The organism is Saprospira grandis DSM 2844 (assembly GCF_000275825.1).
Lineage (GTDB): Bacteria > Bacteroidota > Bacteroidia > Chitinophagales > Saprospiraceae > Saprospira > Saprospira grandis_A.
The window spans coordinates 3,127,707-3,153,834 of sequence record NZ_JH719942.1 but is presented as its reverse complement, the minus strand read 5'-3'; the positions used below and the strand labels follow the sequence as shown (position 1 = coordinate 3,153,834).

The window sequence follows — 26,128 nt, the reverse complement described above, 5'->3', positions numbered from 1 at the left end:
TTTTGTAGAAGGATGATGAATCTGAATTAGATTGCAATCTCTGTTTGATTAAATACACTCTCTTTTACGCAGCCAAATCTATTTGGTTACAGAATAGACGCAAAAAATTTAAATTTTCTCAAAATTTAATCAAAATAATTAAATGCTTGCCGCTAAATGGGCTAACTCTCCGCTGTTTATCGCCTTTATGGCCCTTTTTACCACTATTTGGGGCTATCAGTTTGGACTTTGGGACCATCAGGAGCACCTTAGTTTGCTCTTTCGTCAGCTGAATCCCGACTTCCTCCCCTCCGATGCCTTTATCAATGCCAATGATTCGGGCTTTAATCCTAGAATCTATAGCAACTATTTAACTATTTTGCTTACAAAGATTTTTGGCCTGCCCCTGGCCTTTTTTCTGCTTTGTTTCCTCTGCAATTGGGCCATTGGCCGGGCCGCCCAACAAATGGGGAGCTTGCTGTTTAAGAATGATCTTTCAGCCAATTTAGCCGCCCTCTTTTGCCTATCGATTCCTACCTTAAGCCTAGGTTCTCTCTCCGAAATCCATGCGGTTTATCTCACGCCCAATAGTATGGCTTTTGCCCTGGTTTTGCTGGCGCTTCCCCAACTCTGGCAACAAAAGTTTGTGCAGGCTGGCCTTTTTTTGGCCCTAGCTACCCTTATTCATCCTTTGGTGGGACCAGAATCGACACTTTTGCTGGGCGGCCTCTATGCGCTCAGCCTGCCTTTTCGCCCCCGCCTTAGCCGCAAGCAATGGAAAGCCTTGGGCTTGGGCGCTGGACTTTTTGGCCTGGCCGCCGCCCTAAGCCTTGGTCCCTATTTCTTTTCGGCCCAAGAAAATATTAGCCTAGAAGAGTTCTATACTATATATGTGCATTTTAGAGCGCCCCACCATATTCTCCCTAGCCAGTTTTTGCTCCAAGAAGAGCCTAAAAATAGCTATTATTTGATGGGCTATTTGGCCTTGCTTTATTTGCCCAAAGGCCTGCTACAGCTCCAAAAAATAGATCGCTTTTTTGTTTTGGGCCTTATCCTTAGCTTGCTAGTTTTGGCCTATATCGGCTATTATTTTGTAGAAATCCAGCCCAGCAAATTGATGGCCACCGCCCAAGTTTATCGCATCCTCTACTTAGGCAAATTTTTCTTTCTTTTGGGCTTGGCCGGAGCCATTGGCCAAGTTCGACAGGGCAAACAACTCGAGCAATTTTATGTCTGGGCCTTTTTGCTCAATAGTTTTTGTTGGACCAATGGGCTGCGCATCGCCCTGCTCTTTCTGCTCGCTCGCTTACGCAACCGCTTTTTCCCGCATTGGCGCTGGACCCTCGCCCTAGAGTTGCCCATTTTACTGGCCCTTACAATTTATGGACTCTGGCAAACTTACCTGACGCTTGATTTTTCTGCAGCGGCCTATCTTTGGCTGATTTTTTTGCTTTTTGGTCCTATTTTCTACAGTCTGGCCCCAAAGAAAAAATGGCCCAGTTACCTATTTGCTACCGCTAGCCTAAGCTTCCTTTTATTTTGGTCGCAAACGCCCAGAAGACCAGGCATGTCGCCACTGCAGCAAGATATGAGTCGCCTGTATAGCCTGAGCGACCAAGCTCATTTTCAGCCAGCACTCTATGAGGTTAGTCAATATATTAAGGAGGAAACGCCCAAAGATAGCCGCTTTTTGGTGCCGCCTATGCAGGCCGAAATCCGCTATTTGGGCCAGCGGGCTTTGGTGGTCGATTTTAAGGCTTTTCCCTTTAGCGGCCAAGCGATGAAGGCTTGGCAAGAACGCATTTTTGAGGTTTATGGCTGGACCGATCAGCAGGGTTTTGGCGCTGTTAATCAGGTTTTTACGCCTTATTGGAAAAGCCGGCCCGATAGTATGCTCTTGCAGCTGGGCCAAAAGTATACCGCCCAATATGCTCTGCTTTATGCTGAAACGAAGACGCAGTTGCCTGTTGTTTTTCAAAATGAAGGCTTTCAGTTGGTTTTCTTGAAGGAGGATTAGGGGCTGCCCCCTTCGCTTCGCTAGGGGTCGGGCCATTGCGCAGCTCGCAGGTCTGCTCGGCCCTGCAGGCTTTTTCGCTGCGCTACAAAAGCCTTTGGTCTGCCGCCTTCGGCGGCCCTGCTACAGCCCCTCAGCCAGATTTAATCGCGCTGCTTTGGTCGTAGTTTGCTATGAATTTTTGGCTAGGCCAGCTATTTTTTAAGGGCATAGCCTTCGCTATGGCCGAGAAAAATAGGGCCGACTAGCGGGAAATTGCTGCAAACTATAAAAGTGAGTGCGTTTAAATTTGGCTATTGCCTGCGGGCCTTCGGCCCTGTAGGACCGTATAGTTGGTATTCGTCGCTGCGCTCCTCATTTGTTGTTATGTCCCCGCCCACCCACCCCTTTGCGAGATTCCTTAGGGAATCTCTTGGGGGGGCTGGCCCAACTCCCCCATCAGCCAAAGGCTGATTGTTATAGACTGAGGAGCGAAGCGAGGAAGGCCATGCTGGGCGCTTTGGCCCCCAAGGCCAAAGGAGCCCAGCCCCCAGGCGGGGGCGGCGAAAGGAAACCCACAACTGAAATGAAATATTTTGAGGGCCTATTTAGAAAAGCACAAAAAAGAAGGTGGCCGCCGCCAACCGCCGGCCGGGCGCGCTTGCCGCGAGCCGGCGAAGCTTGAAGCCGCAAAGCGGCTTGTAGCTGAGCCGCAGGGCAGACCGGCCTAGGGGCCTGTAGGGGTGGCCAAAGGCCAGACCGAAGCGCGCAGCGCTGAAGGGCCGAGCAAAGCTGCGAGCCCCGAAAGGGCCCGGCCGCCAAAGGCGGCAGGCCCCAAAAAATAAAAAACTGAATAAACGTTTAGCCTATTTATGGATAAAAGCAGACATTGCTTTTATCTTCTGCCCGATAAGTTTTATCTTGAAAAGATACAAAACAATCAAATATGTCCAGATACTTTAAAGCCGCCCAAGAAAGTCCCGCTTTCTTGGCAGGGGACGCCACCCTTTTGCAAGAAATTGCCCACCCCCTAAAAGACAATTGGCCCATAGGCTATAGCTTGGCCAAAGCCCAACTAGATGTGGGGCAGTCTAGTCTGCCCCACAGACTAAAAAGTAGTGAACTCTATTATGTGCTTTCTGGAACCGCCAGCATTTTTATTGATGGCCAAGAACAAACCCTTCAAGCAGGCGATTGCTGCCTAGTGCCCGCCCAAGCCGAGCAATATGTACAGCAAAAAGGCAACCAGCCCTTTCATTTTCTTTGTATTGTAGAACCCTATTGGCAAGAAAATGATGAAGATGTCCTATAAACTCCCCCTGCTTTTCGCTCTCTTTTTTTGGAGCCTCCCACAGCTGCTTTTGGGCCAAGAAAAAGAACGTATAGATAGCCTAAAACGTCTGGGCCAAGAAGAAAGCGTTTTGGGCGCCCTGAGCTATAGCCAATGGGCCAAAAAAGTATTTAGAAGCAAAAACTATAGCGAAGCCCTGCAGCTCTTTGAAGAGGAAATTCGCTGTAGAACCCATTTGCTAGATACCGGCGAACTAGCTACGCTAAAGGTCCGAGCCTATTATAATGCTAGCCTAATGGCTAGAGTCCTTGGTAAATATGAATTGGCCCAAAAACATGGCTTTGCCTGCCTCAATAGTAGCAAAAAGTTGTTGGGAGACAAAGATGTAGAAACCCTAGATGCCTATCGACTTATTGCCGATATTGGCTATTATAGTCAGGCCTATGAACTAGAGCAAAACTACAGCGATACCGCCCTCTGGCTTTGTGAGTCCGCAGAAACCCTAGACAGCAGCCGCTATAGTAGCCTCTTGGTCTTGCAAGCCGCCCGAGAAATCAAAAAAGGCTTTTACCTAGAAGGCGAACAACTTCTGAAAAAAGCCCTAGCCATAGAACAACAACGCCCCAAAGATAACCCTAAGGTCCAAAAAAGCTTGGCCAAAATTTATAATGATTTGGCCGTCGTTTCCGATTATCAAGACCGCTTTGGAGCCGCCCTTAGCTTTTATAATAAAGCCCTGGCCCTGCGCAAAAGTACTGGCGGAGAAGAACAACTCTCGCTAATTTGGCTATATGATAATATGGGCGTCCTTTACCACCGTATGGACCGCCCCCTTGATGCACTAGAATACCAACATCAAGCCCTAGATATTGCCAAAAAACTAATTGGCGAAGACCACCCCCGATATGCCTTGGTCTTGCAGCATTCTGCAGTATCTTTTGAAAAACTCAAGCAATATGGACAGGCCGAAAAACGCCTGAAAAAAGCGATTCAGATTTACACCCAAAGCCTAGACGCAGAACACCCCAAAGTAAGTTCCGCCAAAATGAGGCTGGCCAAGTTTAAATCTAAGCAAGATTGGAAGAGCGCCCTGCGCCTCTTTCAAGAAGCCGAAGCCATTCTGCTCCAAAATCCCGAGCGAAACGCACCCGCCCTAGCCGACCTTTATTTTGAATGGGCCGATGCCGCTAACAAGCATGAATTAGGCCCTGTTATTTTAGAAAAAACAACCCTAGCCCTAGCTAAAAACCGCTTCCAAACAAAAGATGGCTACCGAGAACCTCGACTGGCCCTGCGTTGCTGGGCCCTCTGGCTGCAGTACGCTAGTTCAAAAGATTTTGGGCCTAAAAAACAAGACTTATTTGCCCTACAAAGCGATATTCATCGGCAACTAGAACGTAGCGCCAGCCAAAGCGATAAACAACAGCTGCTCTCTACCGCCAAACACTTTTATGGCGCCTACATTGACCACATTTATCGCTACAAAGGACAATACCTCCAAGAAGAAGAGATGTGCAACCAACTCTTGGCCCTCTTTGAAACTAGCAAATCCGTCTTGCTCAAACATAGTTTGGCCCTGCACCAAAAGCTCGCCAGCCTAAAGCTAACAGCTGAACAGGAAAAAGCCTGCCTACAGGCCCAAAAACAAGCGATCTACTATGAGGAACTCTGGACCCAAGCCGACCCTCAAGATAAAAAAGAATTTAACCGACTTAAAAAACAGTATGAACAGGCCAAAGCCAAATGGCTGGCCCTCAAAACTGAAGTAGGCTTGGATAAAGCCAAGCAAAATACCTCCAGCTGGCAACTGCCTCTAGTAAAAGAGCTACAAAACAAATTGGCCCAAAAAGAATTGCTTTTGCATTACTTCTCTAATCAAGATGGGCATTTTCGCCTCAGCATTAGCCAAAATAGCTTTGAACTAGAACAAATCAATGACCTACTTTTAGAAGGCCCCATTATCCGCCTAATCAATAGCTTTTATAATAGCGAAGCCCTCTTTGAACTAGATTCCCGCATTCGTTACCAACGTTTTTTAGCCGATGCAGAACTGCTCTCAAAACTCTTACTCCCCAAAAACTTAGAACAGTTTGAGCAATTGAGCATTGTAAGCGATGGCCTCCTAGAGTACCTCCCCTTTGAACTGCTCCTTAGCAAAAAAGCAGGCCCAAAAGATAATTTCAAAACCCTCCCCTACCTAGTCAAAACAAAAAGTATTCGCTATGTCTACAATTGGGAGGTCCTGCAAAAACAAGAGCAACATATCCCACAAAAGCATCCTAAAATGCTAGCCCTAGCCCCCATTTATAATTGGGAAAGCCCCATGCATAAACCCCTAGCAGGCGCCCAAGAAGAAGTAGCTTGGCTGCATAAGCGCTACCCCTCTAAAAATATAGCCCCCTTTCCCAATAAGCAGGAATTGCTGGCCAATATCGGCAGTTATCAGCTAGTGCATTTGGCTATGCACGCCTTGGCCCCAGATAGTAGCGACGCCTTTTTACTGCTGCCCCAAAAGGGCCAAGAAGGCCGATTAGATAGTAAGGAGCTGGCCGCTCTCTCCCTAGAAAATCAAGACCTCCTCGTTCTTTCCGCCTGCCAAACCGCCCTAGGCAAACAAAGCAGCGGCGAAGGCGTCATGAGCCTTGGCCGAGCCTTGGCCCATAGTGCCGCCCCCTCGGCCATGGTGACACTCTGGTCCTGGAATGATGAATCAGCAGTCTATCTGATGCGCCGCTTTTATATTCATCTAGAACAAGGCTCACCTAAAGATATAGCCCTGCAAGCCGCCAAATTAGATTATCTCAATAATGCAAAAGAAATGCATTGCCACCCCTTTTTCTGGGCCGCAGCTATTCTCTACGGAAACCGACAACCGCTGGCACTTCAACCCAAACCAAATTATATCCCCTACTATTGGGGCGGAGCCGGACTCGCCGCCTTCTTGATCTTAGCCCTCGCCCTTTGGCGCCGAAAACCTTAAGCTAAATAACAAAGCCCTCCGTCAGTTAGACGGAGGGCTTTTTCTTTCTCTCTTTTCAAGCCTATTCTTCTAAACCCTCTGTTTTAATAGCCGTAATCAAAGGGTCGTCTAGACGAGCCTGTAGCTCTGGCAAACGAGAAAGTGGCAATGATAAGGTCAAAACAACTTCCTCCGCCCCATAATCAGAACTTTTAATGTCCATACCCGCCCCCTTCAAATAATTCATCCAATCACTAAGCAATGGGTAAGGCAAAAAGAGCTTGACTTGCTGTTTCAATATGCGCACTACCTTCGGCGCCTCATTCAAGGCCTCAAAACTAGCCGCCTTATAGGCCGTCTTTAAGCCCGAGGTCCCCAATTTGGTCCCCCCAAAATAACGCACCACCACAATCAAACAATGGGTCAACCCAAAGCTATCAATCTGCCCCAATATAGGCCGACCCGCCGTTCCCGAAGGCTCCCCATCATCATTGGCCCGATAATGCGTTTTGTCTAATCCCAAACGCCATGCATAACAATGATGCCGCGCCTTAAAATGTAACTGCCGAACCTCCTCCAAGTAGAACTGGATCGCCTCTTCATCCTCTACCTCATAGGCATAGGCTATAAATTTACTCCCTTTTTCCTTGTACCACCCCTCTCGAGGCTCCGCCAAAGTAGTATAGCGGTCAATAATTTCTGCTGACAAAATAAGGCCTTTAAATTACTACCCAAAGGGGCAAATCTGCTTGAATATCGAGGCTCTGCATCAACTGCGCAATGGCCGCCTCTCCCTTTGGTCCAAAATCAATGCTGTTTTCAGTAACATACAAATTGATATGCAGCTGACAAACTTCTGCATCCATTTCTTGGGCATGCTCCGCTACATATTCTACCGAGGCCCGCGGATGCGCAAAGGCATATTCTACCGATTTACGCAACAACCGCCCCAGCTTCTGCTTGAGCTCCTCCGGCAAATCTCTACGGACCGCTATGCCGCCCAAAGGTATCGGCAAGCCCGTTCGCTCTTCCCAATATTGCCCCAAATCCATCACTTTATGCAGCCCCCTTTGGGCATAGGTAAAGCGGTTTTCATGTATCAATAAACCCAAATCTATTTCCCCCGCCAAAACAGCCGCTTCTATATCCGAAAATAAATATTCTTGCCGATTTTGAGCCCCTGGAAAAGCAAAAGACAAAAGGAAATTTGCCGTGGTATGCTGCCCCGGTATCGCAATTTTAGCCCCCGCCACTTCTTCTGCCCCAAAAGACCGAGCTCCCACCAATAAAGGCCCACAATTGTTCCCCAATGCAGAACCCGCCCGCAAGAGCTGGTAGTCTTTCCACAAATGCGCAAAAGCATGATAACTCAACTTGCAAATGGGCAATTCCCCAGCAAAAGCCAAGCGGTTAAGCTCCTCTACATCTGCATGATGTACCTCAAATTCTAATCCCTCTGTGTCTATTTTTCCATGCACCAAAGCATCAAAAATAAAGGTATCATTGGGACAAGGCGAATAGCCTATTTTGATCTTTTCCATTTCTTCTTTTTATTTTTCTTTTGGGGCCTCCGCAGCAAAGCTGCGGCGCTACGCTTCGGGGCTCGCTGTTCGCTCGGCCCTTCGGCGCAAAGCGCCTCGGTCTGGCCCTGCGGGCCACCCGCTCCGCATCGCTAGGCCATTTTGGCCCTTTGGGCCAAGGGCGGCCCAGCCGCCCTGCACACCTAATTACATAGAACACAAGATTTGCTTGGCCTGCTGCATATCTGCTGCAGAGATGTCCAGATGGGTCACTAAACGAATCCATTGCCCCCCAAAGGGAACAGCAAGCAGGCCTTTGGCCGCCAATTGGTCCAAAAATGCCTGAGGCGAAAGCTCTTCCTTTAAACGAAAGAGCACAATATTAGTTTGTACAGGAGCCAGTTCTTCACAATAAGCTTGTTGAGCAATGAACTGGCCTAATTTGGCCGCTTTTTCATGGTCTTCCGCCAAACGATCCCATTGTTGGGCCAAAGCATATTGTCCAGCCGCCGCCAATTGACCAGTTTGCCGCATCCCGCCACCAAAGAGCTTGCGCAAACGCCTAGCCGAACGAATAAAACTCGCCGAGCCCAATAATAAAGAGCCAATAGGAGCTCCTAGGCCCTTAGAGAGACAAATCGAAATGCTATCAAAGCAGGCTCCTACTTCTTTTTCGCTATAGCCTTTGGCCACAATGGCATTGGCAAGGCGGGCCCCATCCAGATGAACGGCCAAATTATTTTCTCGGGCCAATTGAGAGAGAGCCTGCATTTGGTCCAACTCATAACAACTTCCCCCTCCTTTATTACAAGTGTTTTCAAGAACCAAGATTTGGGCATTGGCCTTATGCAAATCATGGGGATTGGGCAAGGCGGCCAATAAACTTGAGGGCTGCATCAACCCCGCCTCATCATGGGTCAAAATAGGGCTGAGTCCAGAATGAAAACTAATGCCCCCCACCTCATATAAATATACATGTGAACGCCGATCGCAAATTAGGCTGCCTGGAGCCGAGCTATGATTTTTGATGGCAATTTGGTTGGCCATAGTCCCGGAGGGACAAAAGAGGCCTGCCTCCAAACCAAAGCGCTGAGCCGTTTCTCTTTCTAAAGCATTGGTTAAAGGGTCTTCGCCAAAGACGTCATCACCTAGGGGGGCCTTTTGCATGGCGGCCAGCATGCCTTGGCTAGGGCGAGTGACCGTATCTGATCTAAAATCTATCATAAAACAGAGGTTAAAGTAAAAAATGAGCGGGCTATTTTTTTGGTCCAACTCCTGCGTTCTACAGGCGGCGCAGCCGCCGCAAAGGAGCGAAGCGACTGGCCTAGCGATGTGAAAGGGTGGCCGAAGGCCAGACCAAGGAGCCGAAGGCGAGGCAGGGCCGAGCGAATAGCGAGCCCTGAAACGTAGCGCCGACGAGCGAAGCGAGGCGGAGGCCCCAAAAAACAGAAAAAACTACACTCTTTCGACCAGGAGGGCGGCGCCTAGGCCTGCCCGGGCCGAAATAGCGATACAGCCCAATTGTTTATCCTCTTTTTCGAGGCCATCGAGCAGATTAGCCAGGGCGATGCCGCCCATAGCGCCGGCGGCATAGCCCCAAGCGATATCGCTACCGAAGATATTATATTGGTCCAGCGGAATATCGAGAGCTTGGGTAAAATGCAGGCCAACAGCGGCGAAGAGCTCCACTTTTTCCCAAAGTTCAATATCATTTTTGTTCAGGCCAGTTTGGGCCAGCAACTGCTTGACGGCCTCTAGGCCAGCGGTACAGCTGAGGGTAGGGTCTACAGCCACCACCTTAGCGCTAAGGATTTTTGCTCGGGCTTTCAGGCCCAATTGCTCGCCAATTTGAGCATTACCGATTAGGGCCATAGCCGAGCCATCGGCCAATTGGGCGGCAGAGGCGGGGGTATGCAGATGCTCCAGATATTCTAGGGAGGGATAGCGCATAAGGGCCATAATATCGAGGTTCTTGGCTTCTTTTTCGGAGAGGATGGGCGCAAACTGGGCCATATCTTCGGCTTTTAGGCCATGGCGAAGGCACTCATTTTTTTCGAGAATGGGCAGGCCATTTTGGTCATAGACCAGAGCGGCATTATGGCGGAGCCATTTAGCGGCCTGACTTTTCAGGGCTCTTTGGTGCATCTCGAAAGAATATTCGTCTAGTTCTTGGCGGCTAAATCCTTGCAAATTGGCGAGCAGGTCGGCGCTAAGGCTGGGCGGCACAAAATTGACGGCGGCACGGACCAAGGGGTCATAAATCATGGCTCCTCCGTCGCTAAGTTCGGGCACTCGGTTCATACTTTCTAGTCCCCCAGCCAAAACTAATTGCTCCCAGCCGAGTTCTATTTTTGCCGCTGCCATTTGCAGGGCCTCTAGGCCAGAGGCGCAAAATCGGTTGATTTGGGTACCGGCCACTTGGTAGGGCAAGCCCGCATAGAGGGCAGCGGCTCTGGCGATATTGCCGCCTTGTTCGCCTACAGGCGTCATGCAACCGAGGAAAAGATCGCCGATATAATCGGCAGCAGTGGGTTGGGCTTTGAGCACCGCCTGAATACTACTATCGAGTAATTGGATGGGTTTTATTTCTTGTAGGGGGCCACTATTTTGGCCGGCGGCCCTTGGGGTTCGGCTAGCGGCATATATAAACACATTTTGCATTTTATCGACATCTATTTTAGTGGTCATGAAAAGACAACTGTTTGGGCTAATATTGGGTAATTCTTCCTTATTTTAGTTGGGCCAAGGGGCCTTTGCTAACTTTAGCTTAGCGCCCTGGCGGGGCTTTTATTTATTTTCTAGCGGCCTTGAGTATTTTGCTTCGTTTATTTTATTTGGCTGGGCTGGAACATGCCCAAAATAACAAAATTCAGGAATATGTTGCACGCTCCAATCAAACGAACCGCCTACCCTTGGGCCAAGCCAGCCTTTTATGTTTTTGCGGCCATTTACCTTTTGGGGTTTTGCTTGCCCGCCTATCATATTCACCCCTTAGTAGAGCTATTAATTGAGGAGCGTTTTGCTTTAGGCATGCCAGCGGATTCGCTCTGGGGCTATCAGATTCCGATTTACTTCTTAAAGCAGATGGTTGATTCGCCTTTATTGCTCTTGGCTAATATGGCTAACTTCATTGTTCTATTTATGTTTGCCTATCAGCTCATTCGGCCATTGGGGGCCTATATTTTGCTCAAAAATGCCTTGGTTATTTTAATGTTAGTGGGCACATTTATTTGGCCCTTGCTTCTGCGTACGGGTTTTGACTGGGGCTATTATGCTTGGGCCTTAGGGGCCTTAGGCATGAGCTTTTGCTTTTTATCGCAGCCTTTAAATCAATCTAAAGATACTACTTTGGAAAATACCGATATTTTGGATGCGGATTATTTTTCCTCTTAATCCCTTAGTGGCTAAGATGGAGGCATTAACCGCTTAGGCTCAAGAAGAAGATGCCCCTTAAGGTCTAGTATATTACCATATATAATTTTCAACTCCTATTGATATTTACCAATAAGCCTTTTTAGGGGAACTATTTACGGCCCAATTTTTTCGGTGGGCAGGCGGCGAAGCCGCCGCAGGCTGAGGGATGGACAGCAGTGGCCGTTAGGCCAGACCGAGCCAGCTTGCTGGCGAAGGGCCGAGCAGACCTGCGAGCTGCGAAACAGCCCGACCCGCCCAAAGGGCGGGGCAGCCCCAAAACAAAACAACTTATATCCTTATGCGACTATTATCCCTTTTGATTTTTGGCCTTTTTTTGGGCCAGACGGTATTGGCCCAGCTCGACATTGAAAACTGTCAGTTTTTGCCTGATTTGAAAAGCTGTACAACCTTGGTTTTTATGCCTGCCTATGATACGGCCCAGCACCATAGTTATCGGCAATTGATTGAGCGAGAATGGCAGTTGACGCCTATAAAATTTGTTTCTTATCGGGAGTATTTGCAGTATAAAAACAAAAAGGGCTATGCGTATTTGTTGTTTGGCGACGATAAGATTAAAAATGCCAGCCAGCGCTCTAGTTATGTTTATTTGGAGCTTTGGCTTTGGGCCAATGCGCAAAAAAAGCGGATGGCTCGGATGGAGTTGTACCCCGATGCGCAAACCAGCCAGGACCCCTCTTTGATTTATGATTATCGCTTTCATACGGAGGGGCATATTTTCAATTGGTCGGAGGGCTTGCTCAAGAATTATTTGCAGCAGATTCAGGACCATTTGCAGCGGGGACAGAAGCGCTCGGGTTTTCGGCCAGGGCCTGCCAAAGCAGAGTTGAAAGCGCTCAAAACGGACACCCTTTTTGTTCCAGATTATGTGCTCAAAGAGTTTAATACTTATTGGGAGGCCAAGGGGACGCAGTCGGCCCAAGAACTGATGGCCAAATACCCCTACCCCTACAAAATACTCAGCAACAAGGAGTTGTCTAAGCGTATTTTAAACTGCCCCGAGGGTAAAAAGATTTATTATTTGCTTTTTGTGCGCAGCAATAGCGATAAATATGTCTCGGTGGTCGAGGGGAAATCGGGCGATATTTTATATAGTCGCCTACGGCCTTTGCAATTTAATTTGCGGCCCAAAGACTTGCAGCGTTTGGCCAAGAAAGTGAGTAAATTTTAAGTAAAAAGGGCGGTCGGAGAATTCTCCGACCGCCCTTTTGCTATGCCTCTAGGCGCCAATCGATAGGCGTTTTTCCTTGTTTTTCTAAATATGCATTGGCCTTTGAAAAATGGGCCGAGCCCAAAAAGGCCCTTCCGGCCAAAGGCGAAGGATGTGTGGCCTTCAAAACCAAATGCTTACTTTCGTCAATCAGGACCTTTTTCTTTTTGGCAAAACCACCCCAAAGCATAAAGACCAAGCCTTCTCGCTCTTCCGATAGCTTTTGAATGACGGCATCGGTAAATTTTTGCCAGCCAATTTTGGCATGAGAGGCCGCCTTTTTATGCTCTACCGTTAGGGCTGCATTGAGCATAAAAACGCCTTGATCGGCCCAAGGCTCCAAGCAGCCATGTTTTGGCGCCACAAAACCTTCAATATCCTTGGTCAATTCTTTATAAACATTGCGCAAAGAGGGCGGAATCCGTTGGTCTTTGGGCACCGAAAAGGAAAGTCCATGCGCTTGCCCAGGCCCATGATAGGGATCTTGGCCCAAAAGAACGACCTTTACCTCATGAAAAGGGACCTTATCAAAGGCATTAAAGATAAGGGGGCCGGGGGGATAAATCGCTTTGCCGGCTTGCTTATCGGCTTTTAGGCGCTCCTTAATTTTGGCAAAATAGTCTTGTTCAAATTCTGCTTTTAGGGCCTCTAACCAAGAGGCTTCAATTTGTACTTGGCTCATATTTTTTAGTTCGATTTAGGCTAAATTTAAGGAGTTTGGCAGAGATTATCCATAAAAAAAAGCCCCAAATTGGGGCTTTTATCGCTTAAACGCCTTTGGCTAAGGCATCCAATAATTTCTTTTCCACTTGCAAAAGTTGCTGCAATTTTGGCATAGCTTGGCTGTGCAAACGTCTTTGTTCTAGCTGCAAAAGTTGTCGATTATCGACATAAGGTTGCAAAATTTCCCATTCTTCAAGACTGAGCAAGGATTTTTCTTGGACCAATTGCTGTAGCCGCTGCCGCAAATTATGCGCAGGAGGCTGTTCTTGCTGCTGCATCCCATACAGATAACTCAATTGGTCAATTTGTTGCCAATAATTTTGCTGTTCTTTTAAAAATTTGGCCGTAGGCGCCTGCAACAAAAGCTGTAGTTGAGCCTGCTGCGAGCGAAGTTGATTGCGCAAATGCTGGCGCTGCGCCCGATGCTTAGAGGAGGTCTTCCAAATGGGGCCGGCCAAATCAATGCGCAAATTGGGCAAATCCTCGGCCAGCTCCGTAATTTCCTGAATCTGTTCTAGACTGGGGCTATCCCAATCACAATAAATAAAATAAACCTCCTCTTCCCCATCCTCTACCAGCAAATCAAACTTAAATTGCTGTAAATTCTGATGAAGATCATGAGCCGCTGGCCCCTCCACAATTCGCTTGGGCGCCGCCGCCTGATAGGCCGTTAGATAGGGTTGTAGTTTTTGCATTTTGGGGTGTTTTTAACTAAGGCGAGTTTGCAACTCATAGGCCTCTATCGTAATCGAAATGAAATCTTTCTCTTGTCGAAAAGCCTCCTGAAAACATCGAATCAAATAAGCTTTCGCTCCTCTAATGTCTTGAATATCATAAATGTTCCGTCCATGGGCACTTACTTTTTTAACTTGTTTGTCATCCAAGTAAACCGCCCCATTCAAAGCATCCTGAATGGGCTTGATAATATTGTCTGTATCCAAATCCGTCTCCCGATGATAATAGTAGGAAATCGATAATTCCATCTCCTTTTCACTGGGCAAATCTTTGCGTTTGGCCAATATTTTTTTGGCCTCTTTTCGGATCTCTCCCTTCCAGCGCTCGCGCCTTTTTCCGTTCGATTGCACACTGGCCGGCTTGCCAATTACGGCAATCAATATTTTTCGCATTTCTTTTCTTTTCCTATTTTTTGGGGCCTCCCGCAGCCCTTTTTTTTGGGGCTGCGGGCGCTAGGTTTCGGGGCTCGCTGTTCGCTCGGCCCTGCGGCGGCTTTGCCGCCTGGGTCTGGCCCTTTGGGCCACCCCTTCACAGCGCTAGGCCGTTGCAGGCTTTGCCTGCAGGGCGCTTCGCGCCCTTTTCTGGACCATCAATTTAGGTCTTTTTATCAAATTCATCAAATAGTTCTTGGCGGCCATATTTGCTACAAATGGGACATTCGTAAGGGTTGTGTCCTCTAGCGGAACAATACTCTCGACCAAAGAAAATGATTTGCAGATGCAATTTGTTCCAACTTTTCTTAGGAAATAATGCTTTTAGGTCTTTTTCTGTCTGCTCTACTGATTTTCCATTGCTCAATTGCCAGCGCCAGGCTAGGCGATGAATATGAGTATCTACGGGAAAGGCGGGATGGCCAAAGCCTTGAGACATGACTACAGAGGCCGTTTTATGGCCCACGCCGGGCAATTTTTCTAGGGCCTCAAAGCTTTCGGGCACTTCGCCTTCATGTTCGTCAAGCAAAATTTGAGAGAGTTTAGAAATGGCCTTAGATTTTCGGGGGGCTAGGCCGCAGGGCCGAATAATTCTTTCGATTTCGGCAACGGGCAATTTAATCATTTCGGCGGGCGTGCTGGCCTTTTCAAATAGAATGGGTGTAACCGTATTTACTCTAGCATCGGTACATTGGGCCGAGAGCAAAACGGCCACCAACAAGCTATAATTATCGCTATGTTCTAGTGGGATGGGTGTTTCTGGATAAAGTTCCTCCAGCCATTTCCGTATATTTTTGCTCACTGTTTTATGGCTAGGATAACGGCCAGGATGTTTTCTTTTGGGCATAAGTTAAAAATCTTTTGAGTGCAGAGCAAGATACAATTTTTTGTGCAGATAGGCGGCTTGCACTAATGGCTAGAGCGGAGAAGGTCCATTTGGCCTAGCGATGCGAAAGGGGGGCCGTCAGGCCAGACCGAGTTTTTGAGCGCAGCGAAAAAACGAAGGGCCGAGCAGACCTGCGAGCCCTGAAGCGTAGCGCCGACGAGCGCAGCGAGGCGGAGGCCCCAAAAAAAAGGCCTCCTAATATATCAGGAGACCTTTAGATTTTTTGGGTTGGCTAAACTTAGCGGCCAAGATAAGCCTTGAGCAACTTACTTTTAGAGGTAGAGGTTCTCAGTTTATTGATGGCTTTATCTTTAATTTGGCGAACGCGTTCGCGGGTTAGGCCAAACTTATCGCCAATATCTTCTAGCGACATAGGGTGTTGGTAGCCGATACCGAAATAGAGTTTGATGACATCTCTTTGGCGGTCGGTTAGTGAGCAAAGCGAGCGTTCGATTTCGTTGCGCAAAGACTCCATATACTCCAGATTGGCATCTGTTTGCGGGGTATTGGTATTTTCGAGTACATCGAGCAGCGAGTTATCTTCACCTTCTACGAAGGGGGCGTCCATAGAAACGTGGCGAGCGGCTACGCCCAAGGTAGTTTCTACTTCATTGGAGCCAATAGAGAGGACCTGAGCGAGTTCATCGGCAGAGGGTTCGCGTTCGTATTCTTGTTCTAATTTAGAGAAAGCCTTATTAATTTTGTTGAGTGAGCCCACCTTATTGAGGGGGAGGCGCACGATACGCGATTGTTCGGCTAGGGCTTGGAGGATAGATTGGCGGATCCACCAAACGGCATAAGAGATAAATTTGAAACCGCGGGTTTCGTCGAAGCGTTGAGCGGCTTTGATTAGGCCGAGGTTACCTTCATTGATCAAGTCACTGAGAGAAAGGCCTTGATTTTGGTATTGTTTGGCCACAGAGACCACGAATCGGAGGTTAGCTTTGGTTAGGCGTTCGAGGGCGATTTGGTCGCCGGCCTTAATACGTTTTGCCAAATCCACCTCTTCCTCAGGGGTCAACAAATCCACTTTACCGATCTCTTGCAGATATTTCTCTAGCGATTGACTTTCGCGATTGGTAATGGATTTGGTAATTTTTAACTGTCTCATGAACCTACTATTTTGAGAGGCAACCGATTAGCCTACAGTTGCGCCATATTTTGATTAAGATAGAAAATGCCCAACTACAAATATAGGGCTTTTTTGTGGTATTCGCTTCTTTAACTACTATAAATGGTTTTTTTGTTCATTGCTTAGCGATTTTATGAAAAAATAAAGGGTTTAGGGGCTTTTGCGCCTTGGGAGGCCATAAGTTTTTGAAGCATTCATTTGCAAAAGTTGTTTTTTTATTTTTTATTACGAACGGAGATCGTTCTGTGGGTTTAAACAGCCTCCCAATTTTCTCCCTTATCAGAAGATGCCCCATAGAGAAGAAAAAATAGGGCGTTGGTCACAGTGAATACATTAGTTTTGGCTAGTGGGTTCATAAAAAAGAGAACATCCTTATGGACAGAAAAAAATTTAAGGTAGAATTTTTATTTCGGGCATCTCCGAAAATTGTATATAGTTTTCTTTCTACTCCGGACAATTTGACTCGTTGGTTTTGCGACGACTGTAATTTGGTTGATGGTCAATTTAGTTTTGACTGGGAGGGGAATGAAGAAATTGCCTTTTTGCTGGAATCGCAGGAAGATAGTTATTTGCGTTTGCAGTGGGAGGATTTCCCTGATGAGTACTTGGAGTACAAAATGAGTCGTTCTGAAGTCACTGCAGAAACTATTTTGGAGATTACGGCCTTTTGTGATGAGGACGAAGTAGAGGAGGAGAAAGATTTTTGGGCAACTCAGATGGAATCTCTTCGTAGAGCCATGGGTGGCTAGCTTTTTGCTATTTCGTTTACTCCTTTATTTTAGTGGTATTTTAGATGATTATCCCAATGACTTAAAACTTAAATACTATGTTTGGTTTCCTCAGAAATGAGATGCTCGAAGTGATCGAGTGGAAGGAAGACAGCAAAGACGTTGTGCTTTGGAAGTTTCCTGATAAAGATGCGAATATTAAATACGGTGCACAATTGACCGTTCGTGAGTCGCAGATGGCCCTTTTTCAGAATGAGGGGCAGATTGCCGATGTATTTTTTCCGGGTCGACATAAGTTGATTACGGAGAACATGCCGATTCTCACGACGATTAAGTCCTGGAAGCACGGCTTCAATTCCCCTTTCAAGTCGGATGTTTACTTTGTTAGTGGTCGACAGTTTACGAATATGCGTTGGGGGACTCCCAACCCTATTTTCATTAAGGATCCTGAGCTGAACCGCGTTCAGATTCGGGCTTTTGGTGTGTATTTTATTCGCATAAAGGACCCCAAGAAATTTTATAGAGAGTATGCTGGCACCAAAGATATTCTTTATATTTCTGAGCTAGAGGATTCCTTAAGGGGCTTGATTGCGCCTAAATTTGCGGAGGCTTTGGCCAAGAGTGAGGTATCTGCCTTTGATATTTATGCCAACTACTCGACTTTGGGCGATACGATTGCGCCTATTTTGCAGCAGGACCTAGATCCTTTTGGCATTGAGTTGACGAAGTTTCAAATTTCTAGTGTGTCTCTTCCTCCTGAGGTAGAAGCGCATATCAATGAAATGGCCAAGGTAAATTATACTTCTGATGCGAATATGGATAAAATGCAGCGCATGGCCAATATTGAGGCGACAAAAGAGTCGGCCAAACATGGCATTCAGCCTCAGCAGCTCCAAAATCAGAATCAGCAGCAGATGATGCAACAAATGATGATGCAGCAAATGATGCAGCAGATGATGAATCAAGGTGGCGGCATGATGGGCAATAATAATATGCAGCAGCAACAGCAACAGCAGCAACCTCAGGCCCAAGCCCCCAAGCTTAGCCGAGAGGAGGTGATGAAAAACCTTAGAGAGTTGGGAGAGCTCAAAGAAATGGGTATCCTAACTGAAGAAGAGTTTAATAGTAAAAAAGCGGAGCTTTTGGCCCAACTTTAAGCCAAAGTAATTTCCCTTATTTAGTCAATCTTATCTTTTGAGGTAAGATTGACTTTTTTTAGCCCCTATCCTATGAAGATTTTCCGAGCTTTTGGCCGTTTTTTATATCGCTGGCGCTACCTCTGGCTGCTGAGTTTTTCGGCGGCGCTCTTATTTTATATTTTTTGCCTACCCAAAACCCTATTTAAAGATCCTTATAGCTTTGTTTTATTGGATCGCAAAGGGCAGTTTTTGGGGGCCAGAATTGCCCAAGACGGGCAGTGGCGTTTTCCCCCTACAGATAGTTTATCTCCAAAATATGTTCGTTGTTTATTAGAATTTGAAGACCGGCGCTTTTATTCGCATTGGGGCATTGATATTTATGGTTTTGGGCGGGCTGTTCGAGATAATTGGCAGGCTGGAAAAGTGGTTAGTGGGGGCAGTACAATTAGCATGCAGCTGATGCGCTTATCGAGAAAGCGCAAAGGGCGGGCCTTTAGCCAAAAGATCATGGAAAGTATTTTGGCCTCTCGTTTAGAGTGGTCCTATTCTAAGGATGAAATTTTGAAGCTTTATGCTAGCCATGCGCCTTTTGGGGGTAATGTGGTGGGCATAGAGGCCGCAGCCTGGCGATATTTTGGAAAATCGGCCCAAGAGCTGAGTTGGGGCGAAGCCGCCACCTTGGCCGTCTTGCCCAATAGCCCGGCCCTGATTCATCCAGGAAGAAATAGATCGGCCCTAAAAAACAAGCGTGATCGATTATTACAGACCTTGGTCAAACGAGAAGTTTTAGACAGTTTGGAAGCGAGTCTGGCCCAAAAAGAACCCATTCCCGAGGCGCCCCTGCCTTTGCCTCAAGAAGCCCCGCATTTGCTGGAGCGGGCCCGCCAAGAACTAGGCGATGGTTTACAACTTCAGAGTTCTGTAGACCGACTCCTACAGCTACAGTTGTCGGCGCTTTTGCAACGCTATCATCGAGATTATCGGCAGCAAGAAATTTATAATATAGCCGCCTTGGTTGCCGATATAGAAACGGGAGAGATACTCGCTTATGTGGGAAATATTCAGGATGAGGACCAATCTGATGCCCATGCCGATGATGTAGATTTAATTCGGGCCGAACGCAGTACGGGCAGTATTCTCAAGCCATTTTTGTATGCCTTTATGCTAGAAGAGGGCTTATTGAGTCCCCAAAGCTGGCAATCGGATGTGCCGATTTCCATAAAAGGCTATCGCCCCACAAATTATAGTGGGCAATATATGGGTTTGGTCTCTGCGGGCCAAGCTATTGAGCGCTCGCTCAATATTCCTTTGGTCCTAATGCTACAAGAATATGGGGTGGCCAAATTTAAGCAACGGCTGCGCAGTCTGGGCATGAGTAGTTTGCATCGTTCGCCACAAGATTATGGTCTCTCTCTTATTTTGGGTGGGGCCGAGGGACGTTTAGATGAAATGCTGGCTGGTTTTGCCAGTATGGCCCGTACCTTAAAAGCTTATGAAGAGCGGCCCTATTGTCCTTATTTGCCCGATCAGTTTCGTCCGCTCTCCTATCTGCCTAATCTGGCCCATGAACAGCCCGCCTTAGAAAACTGCAGCGCCCAACCGCAGCTTTTATCGGCTGGAGCAATTTATCATTGTTTTCAAAATATGCAGCGTTTAGAGCGGCCCGCTTCTGAGGGCGCTTGGGAGTATTTTGAGTCGGCCCGACCTTTGGCCTGGAAAACAGGTACTAGTTTTGGTTTTCGAGATGCTTGGGCCATGGGCGTTAATGGTAAATATGCCTTAGGAGTTTGGGTGGGCAATGCCGCTGGTGAAGGTCGGCCCGAACTAGTGGGCGTACAGGCTGCGGCCCCTATCCTATTTGATATTCTAGACCTTTTGCCTGCCGATGAGGCCGAGGCATTTGTTTTGCCCAAAACAGAGTTGCAGCCGTTAACGGTTTGTGCGCATTCGGGTTGTCGGGCACAAGAAAACTGCATCAAAAAAGAGCGTTTATTGTTGCCGCCTTCGGCCCAATCGCAGTTGCCTACTTGCCCTTATCATCAGCAATTGGTGGTAGATAGTGCCGAGCAGTACCGCCTACATGCCAACTGTGCTCCTTTGGCCGAGAGCAAGCAAAAATCTTATCTGATGCTGCCCCCTTTGGAGGCCCATTATTACCGTTTGCGGCAGCCTTTGTATGAGCCGCCTCCGCCTTATCGGCCAGATTGTTTGGCTGATTTGCCCGAAGCGCCTAGCCGTATGCAATTTATTTACCCCAAACAAGATTTAAAGGTCTTTTTGCCCATTGATTATGATGGCAAGCGCTCTAAATTGGTCCTTAAGGTGACGCATCAGGATAATAAGGCCAAATTACATTGGCATTTGGACCAGCTTTATTTGGGCAGCACCCAAGATTTTCACGAAATGGAGGTTCAGGCGGACAAAGGACAACATACGATTGTGGTGATGGATGAATTGGGCCAAAGTATTAGGCGAAATATTGAAATTTTATCTGAAGGTGATTAGGTTTTGGATCCGGCCCCTTGGCCGAAGGCCAAACGGCCTAGCGATGCGAAAGGGGGCGGCGAAGCCGCAGACCAAAGTTTTTGAGCGTAGCGAAAAAACTGCAGGGCCGAGCAGACCTGCGAGCCCTGAAGCGTAGCGCCGCAGCTTTGCTGCGGAGGCCCCAAAAAAACAAAAATTAAATCTCTACATTCTCTCTTTAGGGACTAGAATAAAATGGGTATTTTGGGACTTTTGCCACAGAATAATTTAGCATGAAACGCCCTCTTTTTTTTCTCTTCTTTTTATTGAGCAGTTCATTTTTGTCTGCCCAATCTTTGTCGCCACATTTTGGGGGACAATTGGGAATTAGTTTTAGTTTGGGAACGCATTTGCGGCGCATGGGCCTGATGGGGCGTTTGTATTATGCTGGCGATTTTTATCAGTTGAATTTGCAATGGCATCAGCACTATAATTGGTCGGCTAGAGGGACGGATCAGCGGGCTTGGGAGAGCCAGATCAAATTGGGGGCGCAGGGAAGTTGGGGCAAAAAATACCAGCAATTAGAGCAAATACATCCTTTTTTGACGGCGGCGGGGCAGCAAACGGCTCGGCCTTATGCCTTGGGCTATGCCTATATTTTTTATTTGGACCAATGGAAAACTTCGCAGCGTTCGGGTGTTTTTTCTGCTCAGATTAAAGATTTTCGCTTCTTTTTTGAGAATGATTTTTTGGCCTTTCAAAGTTTAGATCGTTATCGAACGGGGGCCATGGGCCTGCATTATCGCTATAAAGATTGGCAATTTGGCTTTAGCAACATTACGTATACGGGCGATGCCTACAGCCCTTATAGTCCCTGGATTACTAATTCGCATTTTCCTTCTGCTTCGGGCTACATAGATATGGCTTCGGCTCCTTATGGCGATAAATCTTTGGGTATTTTGGCTTTAAAAATAGATTGGCGGCCCAATTTTGAGGCCTTATCGCATGACTTTTTAGTGTATTTACAACCGCAATTATCTTTGCGTTTGGGCGTAGATGCCGAGCAAATTCGGAATTTGGTCCAAAATAAATGGATTCATGATTCTACTTTATTGCCAATAAATTGGGATGACGAAAAAAACCCTCACATTCCGATGGTAGACCGTGAGGGCTGTTCGTATTTATATTTGCCGGGCCAAAAGATTCGTCGGCCCCGCTTTTTTGGCGAGCTTCAACTCAATGAGGTAGAATTTTATTGATTTTTTTTGGGGCTGTTTTTTTTGGGGCCTCCGCAGCTTTGCTGCGGCGCTACGCTTCAGGGCTCGCAGGTCTGCTCGGCCCTGCGCAAAAAAACAAGTTTTTTGCTGGGTCTGCGGCTAGGCCGCCCCCTTTCGCATCGCTAGGCCGCTCATCTTGTTTTTTTCAGTCTATTTTTTTTCTTCGGCAGTTTAAACACAAGATTTTTTTCCCAAAATAAATATGGCCAAGATATTTTACTGGCCCACAAAAAAAGGGCAGCAAAAACATTTAGTTTTTTGCTGCCCTTCCCTATTTGAAAGCCGCTAATTGAAAGGCCCTAAAAAAGCTAAACTTTTATTAGAGAACAACTTGCGCTTAGCACAAAAAAGACTTAACTTTAGTAAGCAACTAAAAAACAAGCCATGATTCAACTCGATCAAAAATTACAAGACTATAAATTGAGCAAAAAAATGCTCAAAGCTTTTTACGGCATTTCTTATCCCACCCTACGCAAACGCTTGCGCACTGCAGGCCTGCAGCATTTCATTGGCCGCAGAAAATTTCTCTTTGCCGAATTCCTACTCATTTTTAAAGCTTTGGGCCAGCCCCAACAAATCGAAAAAGAAATTGAGGAGCTCGCCTTTATTTATGAGCAACTCCTAAACCTTGGACTTATCAAAGGCCAAAGCCAAAAAGCATTGCCCCAAAGCAAGAAGAAAAAACAAGCCCAAAACAGAAATCGCCCTGCATTACGGCCAATTTCTACGCCCTTGGCCCTCTGGCAAAACTTTTTGCAGCAGTATTATCAAGTACTGCTGCTGGGCTTGGAGCTGTTGTATGGAGAGAAAAAAGAAAAATGGCTGGCAGAGGTGGCGTAGGGGGAAAGGGCATGATTGACCAAAATATTCCTGAACAAAAGGTGCATATCTCTCCAGAACGTTACTTTTAGACAACAACGCTCAAGAAGACAACTTACACTATTTTTTATTTGAAATAAAAATATAGTACTATGATAAAAGAAATTACAGGCGATCTGCTCGATAGTCCAGCAGAAGCACTAGTCAATACCGTAAATACGGTGGGCGTTATGGGAAAAGGTATAGCCCTGCAATTCAAAAAGAAATTTCCCAATAACTTTATGTTATATAAAAAGGCCTGCCAAGAAGGAAAAGTAGTACCCGGCAAAATGTTTATCACAACAGAACAAAACTTGCTGGCCGATTCTAAAATTATCATCAACTTTCCAACAAAAACAACTTGGAAAAAACCTTCCGAATATCAATATATTCAAGAGGGCTTAGCCGACCTGAAAAAGCTAATAGAAACTCAACATATAAAATCTATTGCCATTCCTTCATTGGGTGTTGGTCATGGTGGTTTAGATTGGTCCAAAGTAAGAAAAATGATTTTTGCGGCCTTAGGTAACTTAGACTGCACAATATATTTGTACCAACCCAATTATAAACTCCCTGAAAAAATAAAAGCAGAGAAAGTTAAACTTACCCCTGCAAGAGCTATGCTGCTCGCTATTTTCTACGATTTGATTAAAGAAGGAGAATTTGTATCTGAATTTGCAGGAGAAAAAGTAGCCTATTTTTTACAGCGGCTAGGCGGCCAAGAAGCATTCAAAAACTTAATCTACAAGCCCTATTTTTATGGCCCTTATTCAGGAAAAGTAAATCATGTTCTACATTACTTAAATGGTAGTTATCTTAAAGGCTATTACAGCAAAGACAAAAAACCCTTTGAAGAAATTGAACTGATTATGGATGCAGAAGCTACTGTCTTGGCTTACCTGAATAAACCCCAACACAAAAAATATAAAGCTATTGTAGATAAAACCAGTAATTTTTTATCTGGATTCTATTCCCCCTTTGGCTTAGAACTGCTTTCTACCATTGATTATATCTGTCAGGAACAACAAAGTACCGATTTAGAAAAAGTTAAAGAAGCCTTACACAGTTGGAGCAGCCGAAAAACTAAACACTTTTCTAATGAACGCTATATTCAGCTAGCGCTAAAACAACTTAAAAATTCAGGCTTATACGATTCTCTAATCAAAGCCTCATAAATTGCTTCCTCCACAAACAAAAAGTCTATTTTTTCTAAAAAATTTAAGCAAAAGACAAAAAAAGGAGCAATTAAAAAGTTGTAAATTGTAGGTATCAAATCAATAATTTCCAACTCATAAATTGCCCCAAATGAAAGATACAGAAAAAGAGTTAAAAAAAAAATTAAGCGCAGCTTTAAGCTACCCTATGAGCAAATACTTCGCACTCCTAATAATTAGCCTAAGCATTCTAAACTCTTCTTGTACTATTTTATATGGGATCAAACAGAGGCCTTTTGACGATAAAAGCATAGCAGAATTTGTTAAGGAATTTGATGCAGATGAATCTCTAATTCTTAAAGATTCACTATACAGCATCTACTACTATGCTATAGATAGTTGTAGCGACTCAACATTGGTCAAAAATTTATTTCAGCCGCTACAGGTCCATTATTTAGATGCAAATTTCCAACATCTTGCTACGCATATCAATTGCTATGCATCGCCAGGATTAACAAAACTAAATTGGTCCGCAAAAGGAAAGCTAGCTAATTTCCCTCCCCGTTCTGATGTCGATGCAAAAAGTTGTACCCAAGGCTTAGAACACCTACTTTCTCCTTACCCTTTAAAAAATGAGGAGCAGTACTATGTCGTCATTTTTTGGAACCTCTACATGAAGAAACAATCTAAGCACTTAATCAAAACCGTAGAAAAATACATCCAAAACAAAGCTTGCAAACTTGTTTTAGTGAATAATGACATCTGGTATGCTGAAACAGAGGATTAAACTCATCCATATTATTTAATCCACCGCTCTGCCGCACCCACAAAAAAAGGGCAGCAAAAACATTTAGTTTTTTGCTGCCCTTCCCTATTTGAAAGCCGCTAATTGAAAGGCCGCTGCATTTTTTGCACAAAAAAAAACCTCTAAGCCTAAACTTAGAGGTTTTGAAGTGGTTTCGGGCGGGCTCGAACCGCCGACACACGGATTTTCAGTCCGATGCTCTACCAGCTGAGCTACGAAACCAATAGTTTGCTTTGTCAGCGACACAAATATAGGACATCTATAGGCAGAAAAACAAATTTTATCTGCAAAAAAATTAACCGCAAAATATAGTCTCCTGATTATGAGCCAGAAAAATTTTATTTTTTATCCCGAAAAGAAAAATAGCTCCATTCCCCACCCTATTAAAGCAAAAGCCTAGCGCCAGGCAACAATGGGCTGAGCGCTGCGCAAGGGTGGCCGAAGGCCAGACCCAGTTTTTTGAGCGCAGCGAAAAAAACGCAGGGCCGAGCAGACCTGCGAGCCCTGACAACAAGGACTTTAGTCCGCAGTTCGACGACCAAAGGGAGTAACCATAGCGACCCAAGGCCGTAGGCCGCAGGGACTGCCCCAAAAAATAAAAAAATTATTCCTCCCAACGATACACTCGAATTTCATTTTCGTAGGCCAAATATAAACGGTAGGCCTGATAACGCAAGGCTTTGAGGCCCTCTGTGGGAATGCCCGACTTTTTTAAATCAATTTTTCGCTGCTGAAAACTTTGAAGATGGATGCGCTGCCAATGCTGCTGATGATCCAGCCAAGATAAATAAGGGCCCGTGAGTTGTAGGCTCTGCGCATCGGGCAAAGGAATTTTGCGCAAAAAATTGCCGAATAAATCGAAGAGGTATAAAGCGCGGCCCTCCTCCCAAAGTGCTAATTTATCTTGGCTCTCCCAAAGACGAGTAGGCAAAAAATCATCTCGCAAAATGGGCCATAATTCGGCCGTTTCGATTAACACTTGGCCATCGGGGCCCATTTTTTTAAGTTGGAAGTCAATCGCATCGAACAACCAAATTTTTTGGTCCGAACTGCCCGAAAGCGCATCCACCTGCAATAAATCCCAATCATTGAGATCAAGACTTTGCATTTGGCCCAATCTGCGGTCCAACAATAAAACTTCTTGAAAATCGGAAAAGAAAATGAGGGGCTGAAAGGGATTGCTTACATCCAATTCTTGAATTGCGCCCCGATTGTTTTGGCTAAAACTGTATAACTTTTGGCCCTCGCCATCGTATTTGTCGATTTTTTTGCCATCCGACGATACTATATATAGTTGTTGCAGATGATCGAGGCGGATCAAACTACTTTTTTGCGGAATGCTCCAGAGTAATTCTTGGCCCTGAGCCCAAAAAGAGAGGAAAAAAAAGAAGAGCAGAAAAAAATGGCGCATAA

General features: G+C 46.1%; 22 protein-coding genes and 1 tRNA gene. 12 read left to right on the top strand and 11 right to left on the bottom strand.

Annotated elements, in window-relative coordinates; all coding sequences use genetic code 11:
* Window positions 1-142 precede the first annotated feature (142 nt).
* The 3 genes from SAPGRDRAFT_RS14335 to SAPGRDRAFT_RS14325 all read left to right on the top strand — a co-directional run bounded on the left by SAPGRDRAFT_RS14335 (window position 143) and on the right by SAPGRDRAFT_RS14325 (window position 6,243).
* The gene (locus SAPGRDRAFT_RS14335; protein ID WP_002659970.1) at window positions 143-1,996 is read left to right on the top strand and encodes a DUF6798 domain-containing protein; all 1,854 of its coding nucleotides are present in this window, start codon (window positions 143-145) and stop codon (window positions 1,994-1,996) included.
* Window positions 1,997-2,918: 922 nt separating this feature from the next.
* Window positions 2,919-3,284, top strand: coding sequence for a cupin domain-containing protein (locus SAPGRDRAFT_RS14330; RefSeq protein WP_002659969.1), 366 nt, complete (start codon window positions 2,919-2,921; stop codon window positions 3,282-3,284).
* Window positions 3,274-6,243: a CHAT domain-containing protein gene (locus tag SAPGRDRAFT_RS14325; protein WP_002659968.1), complete on the top strand. Its 2,970-nt coding sequence runs from the start codon at window positions 3,274-3,276 to the stop codon at window positions 6,241-6,243. Before SAPGRDRAFT_RS14330 ends, SAPGRDRAFT_RS14325 begins: the two co-directional genes overlap by 11 nt.
* A 61-nt stretch (window positions 6,244-6,304) precedes the next feature.
* Here the strand turns inward: SAPGRDRAFT_RS14325 and SAPGRDRAFT_RS14320 are convergent, their stop codons facing one another.
* The 4 genes from SAPGRDRAFT_RS14320 to SAPGRDRAFT_RS14305 all read right to left on the bottom strand — a co-directional run bounded on the left by SAPGRDRAFT_RS14320 (window position 6,305) and on the right by SAPGRDRAFT_RS14305 (window position 10,430).
* A complete protein-coding gene (locus SAPGRDRAFT_RS14320) occupies window positions 6,305-6,931 on the bottom strand; it encodes an IMPACT family protein (RefSeq protein WP_002659967.1) in 627 nt (208 codons plus the stop codon).
* 10 nt (window positions 6,932-6,941) lie between these two features.
* Window positions 6,942-7,763 carry a 1,4-dihydroxy-6-naphthoate synthase gene (locus tag SAPGRDRAFT_RS14315; RefSeq protein ID WP_002659966.1) on the bottom strand — a complete coding sequence of 274 codons (822 nt, stop codon included), beginning with the start codon at window positions 7,761-7,763 and terminating at the stop codon, window positions 6,942-6,944.
* Between the two features lie 186 nt (window positions 7,764-7,949).
* The gene (locus SAPGRDRAFT_RS14310; protein WP_002659965.1) at window positions 7,950-8,966 is read right to left on the bottom strand and encodes a threonine aldolase family protein; all 1,017 of its coding nucleotides are present in this window, start codon (window positions 8,964-8,966) and stop codon (window positions 7,950-7,952) included.
* Between the two features lie 231 nt (window positions 8,967-9,197).
* On the bottom strand, window positions 9,198-10,430 hold the full coding sequence (locus tag SAPGRDRAFT_RS14305; RefSeq protein WP_002659964.1) for an acetyl-CoA C-acyltransferase: 1,233 nt from the start codon (window positions 10,428-10,430) through the stop codon (window positions 9,198-9,200).
* Window positions 10,431-10,619: 189 nt separating this feature from the next.
* On the opposite strand from SAPGRDRAFT_RS14305, the gene SAPGRDRAFT_RS14300 reads away from it, so the two are divergent.
* On the top strand, window positions 10,620-11,135 hold the full coding sequence (locus SAPGRDRAFT_RS14300; RefSeq protein ID WP_002659963.1) for a hypothetical protein: 516 nt from the start codon (window positions 10,620-10,622) through the stop codon (window positions 11,133-11,135).
* Between the two features lie 319 nt (window positions 11,136-11,454).
* Window positions 11,455-12,345: a hypothetical protein gene (locus tag SAPGRDRAFT_RS14295; protein WP_002659962.1), complete on the top strand. Its 891-nt coding sequence runs from the start codon at window positions 11,455-11,457 to the stop codon at window positions 12,343-12,345.
* Window positions 12,346-12,385: 40 nt separating this feature from the next.
* Here SAPGRDRAFT_RS14295 and ung read toward each other — a convergent pair whose 3' ends face one another.
* From ung to SAPGRDRAFT_RS14270, 5 genes are all read right to left on the bottom strand, one after another.
* Window positions 12,386-13,066 carry a uracil-DNA glycosylase gene (gene ung / locus SAPGRDRAFT_RS14290; protein ID WP_002659961.1) on the bottom strand — a complete coding sequence of 227 codons (681 nt, stop codon included), beginning with the start codon at window positions 13,064-13,066 and terminating at the stop codon, window positions 12,386-12,388.
* An 85-nt stretch (window positions 13,067-13,151) separates the two neighbouring features.
* Window positions 13,152-13,802, bottom strand: coding sequence for a hypothetical protein (locus SAPGRDRAFT_RS14285; RefSeq protein WP_002659960.1), 651 nt, complete (start codon window positions 13,800-13,802; stop codon window positions 13,152-13,154).
* 12 nt (window positions 13,803-13,814) lie between these two features.
* Window positions 13,815-14,234 carry a RusA family crossover junction endodeoxyribonuclease gene (locus SAPGRDRAFT_RS14280; protein WP_002659959.1) on the bottom strand — a complete coding sequence of 140 codons (420 nt, stop codon included), beginning with the start codon at window positions 14,232-14,234 and terminating at the stop codon, window positions 13,815-13,817.
* Between the two features lie 202 nt (window positions 14,235-14,436).
* On the bottom strand, window positions 14,437-15,120 hold the full coding sequence (nth, locus tag SAPGRDRAFT_RS14275) for an endonuclease III (protein ID WP_002659958.1): 684 nt from the start codon (window positions 15,118-15,120) through the stop codon (window positions 14,437-14,439).
* A gap of 277 nt (window positions 15,121-15,397) precedes the next feature.
* Window positions 15,398-16,270, bottom strand: a complete 873-nt coding sequence (locus SAPGRDRAFT_RS14270) for a sigma-70 family RNA polymerase sigma factor (RefSeq protein ID WP_002659956.1) — start codon at window positions 16,268-16,270, stop codon at window positions 15,398-15,400.
* A 395-nt stretch (window positions 16,271-16,665) separates the two neighbouring features.
* Between SAPGRDRAFT_RS14270 and SAPGRDRAFT_RS14265 the strand changes: the two genes are divergently transcribed.
* The 7 genes from SAPGRDRAFT_RS14265 to SAPGRDRAFT_RS14230 all read left to right on the top strand — a co-directional run bounded on the left by SAPGRDRAFT_RS14265 (window position 16,666) and on the right by SAPGRDRAFT_RS14230 (window position 24,697).
* A complete protein-coding gene (locus SAPGRDRAFT_RS14265) occupies window positions 16,666-17,040 on the top strand; it encodes an START-like domain-containing protein (RefSeq protein ID WP_002659955.1) in 375 nt (124 codons plus the stop codon).
* A gap of 77 nt (window positions 17,041-17,117) precedes the next feature.
* The gene (locus tag SAPGRDRAFT_RS14260; protein WP_002659953.1) at window positions 17,118-18,176 is read left to right on the top strand and encodes an SPFH domain-containing protein; all 1,059 of its coding nucleotides are present in this window, start codon (window positions 17,118-17,120) and stop codon (window positions 18,174-18,176) included.
* A gap of 72 nt (window positions 18,177-18,248) precedes the next feature.
* The gene (gene pbpC, locus SAPGRDRAFT_RS14255) at window positions 18,249-20,663 is read left to right on the top strand and encodes a penicillin-binding protein 1C (protein WP_002659952.1); all 2,415 of its coding nucleotides are present in this window, start codon (window positions 18,249-18,251) and stop codon (window positions 20,661-20,663) included.
* A gap of 251 nt (window positions 20,664-20,914) precedes the next feature.
* Window positions 20,915-21,880: a polymorphic toxin type 23 domain-containing protein gene (locus tag SAPGRDRAFT_RS14250; RefSeq protein ID WP_002659951.1), complete on the top strand. Its 966-nt coding sequence runs from the start codon at window positions 20,915-20,917 to the stop codon at window positions 21,878-21,880.
* Between the two features lie 402 nt (window positions 21,881-22,282).
* Window positions 22,283-22,738 carry a hypothetical protein gene (locus tag SAPGRDRAFT_RS14240; RefSeq protein ID WP_002659950.1) on the top strand — a complete coding sequence of 152 codons (456 nt, stop codon included), beginning with the start codon at window positions 22,283-22,285 and terminating at the stop codon, window positions 22,736-22,738.
* 131 nt (window positions 22,739-22,869) lie between these two features.
* Complete coding sequence (darG, locus tag SAPGRDRAFT_RS14235; RefSeq protein ID WP_002659949.1) at window positions 22,870-23,931, top strand: type II toxin-antitoxin system antitoxin DNA ADP-ribosyl glycohydrolase DarG; 1,062 nt, start codon at window positions 22,870-22,872, stop codon at window positions 23,929-23,931.
* Between the two features lie 187 nt (window positions 23,932-24,118).
* Complete coding sequence (locus tag SAPGRDRAFT_RS14230; RefSeq protein ID WP_156001936.1) at window positions 24,119-24,697, top strand: hypothetical protein; 579 nt, start codon at window positions 24,119-24,121, stop codon at window positions 24,695-24,697.
* A gap of 167 nt (window positions 24,698-24,864) precedes the next feature.
* Here the strand turns inward: SAPGRDRAFT_RS14230 and SAPGRDRAFT_RS14225 are convergent.
* Together SAPGRDRAFT_RS14225 and SAPGRDRAFT_RS14220 are read right to left on the bottom strand one after the other, a co-directional pair.
* Window positions 24,865-24,937 (bottom strand) — tRNA-Phe (locus SAPGRDRAFT_RS14225).
* Between the two features lie 382 nt (window positions 24,938-25,319).
* Window positions 25,320-26,126: a hypothetical protein gene (locus SAPGRDRAFT_RS14220; protein ID WP_002659947.1), complete on the bottom strand. Its 807-nt coding sequence runs from the start codon at window positions 26,124-26,126 to the stop codon at window positions 25,320-25,322.
* Window positions 26,127-26,128 lie beyond the last annotated feature (2 nt).

Coding starts and splice junctions, on each gene's coding strand:
- SAPGRDRAFT_RS14335 (WP_002659970.1), top strand. CDS start 143: ATGCTTGCCGCTAAATGGGCTAACTCTCCGCTGTTTATCGCCTTTATG.
- SAPGRDRAFT_RS14330 (WP_002659969.1), top strand. CDS start 2,919: ATGTCCAGATACTTTAAAGCCGCCCAAGAAAGTCCCGCTTTCTTGGCA.
- SAPGRDRAFT_RS14325 (WP_002659968.1), top strand. CDS start 3,274: ATGTCCTATAAACTCCCCCTGCTTTTCGCTCTCTTTTTTTGGAGCCTC.
- SAPGRDRAFT_RS14315 (WP_002659966.1), bottom strand. CDS start 7,763: ATGGAAAAGATCAAAATAGGCTATTCGCCTTGTCCCAATGATACCTTT.
- SAPGRDRAFT_RS14310 (WP_002659965.1), bottom strand. CDS start 8,966: ATGATAGATTTTAGATCAGATACGGTCACTCGCCCTAGCCAAGGCATG.
- SAPGRDRAFT_RS14305 (WP_002659964.1), bottom strand. CDS start 10,430: ATGACCACTAAAATAGATGTCGATAAAATGCAAAATGTGTTTATATAT.
- SAPGRDRAFT_RS14300 (WP_002659963.1), top strand. CDS start 10,620: ATGTTGCACGCTCCAATCAAACGAACCGCCTACCCTTGGGCCAAGCCA.
- SAPGRDRAFT_RS14295 (WP_002659962.1), top strand. CDS start 11,455: ATGCGACTATTATCCCTTTTGATTTTTGGCCTTTTTTTGGGCCAGACG.
- ung (WP_002659961.1), bottom strand. CDS start 13,066: ATGAGCCAAGTACAAATTGAAGCCTCTTGGTTAGAGGCCCTAAAAGCA.
- SAPGRDRAFT_RS14285 (WP_002659960.1), bottom strand. CDS start 13,802: ATGCAAAAACTACAACCCTATCTAACGGCCTATCAGGCGGCGGCGCCC.
- SAPGRDRAFT_RS14280 (WP_002659959.1), bottom strand. CDS start 14,234: ATGCGAAAAATATTGATTGCCGTAATTGGCAAGCCGGCCAGTGTGCAA.
- nth (WP_002659958.1), bottom strand. CDS start 15,120: ATGCCCAAAAGAAAACATCCTGGCCGTTATCCTAGCCATAAAACAGTG.
- SAPGRDRAFT_RS14270 (WP_002659956.1), bottom strand. CDS start 16,270: ATGAGACAGTTAAAAATTACCAAATCCATTACCAATCGCGAAAGTCAA.
- SAPGRDRAFT_RS14265 (WP_002659955.1), top strand. CDS start 16,666: ATGGACAGAAAAAAATTTAAGGTAGAATTTTTATTTCGGGCATCTCCG.
- SAPGRDRAFT_RS14260 (WP_002659953.1), top strand. CDS start 17,118: ATGTTTGGTTTCCTCAGAAATGAGATGCTCGAAGTGATCGAGTGGAAG.
- pbpC (WP_002659952.1), top strand. CDS start 18,249: ATGAAGATTTTCCGAGCTTTTGGCCGTTTTTTATATCGCTGGCGCTAC.
- SAPGRDRAFT_RS14250 (WP_002659951.1), top strand. CDS start 20,915: ATGAAACGCCCTCTTTTTTTTCTCTTCTTTTTATTGAGCAGTTCATTT.
- SAPGRDRAFT_RS14240 (WP_002659950.1), top strand. CDS start 22,283: ATGATTCAACTCGATCAAAAATTACAAGACTATAAATTGAGCAAAAAA.
- darG (WP_002659949.1), top strand. CDS start 22,870: ATGATAAAAGAAATTACAGGCGATCTGCTCGATAGTCCAGCAGAAGCA.
- SAPGRDRAFT_RS14230 (WP_156001936.1), top strand. CDS start 24,119: ATGAGCAAATACTTCGCACTCCTAATAATTAGCCTAAGCATTCTAAAC.
- SAPGRDRAFT_RS14220 (WP_002659947.1), bottom strand. CDS start 26,126: ATGCGCCATTTTTTTCTGCTCTTCTTTTTTTTCCTCTCTTTTTGGGCT.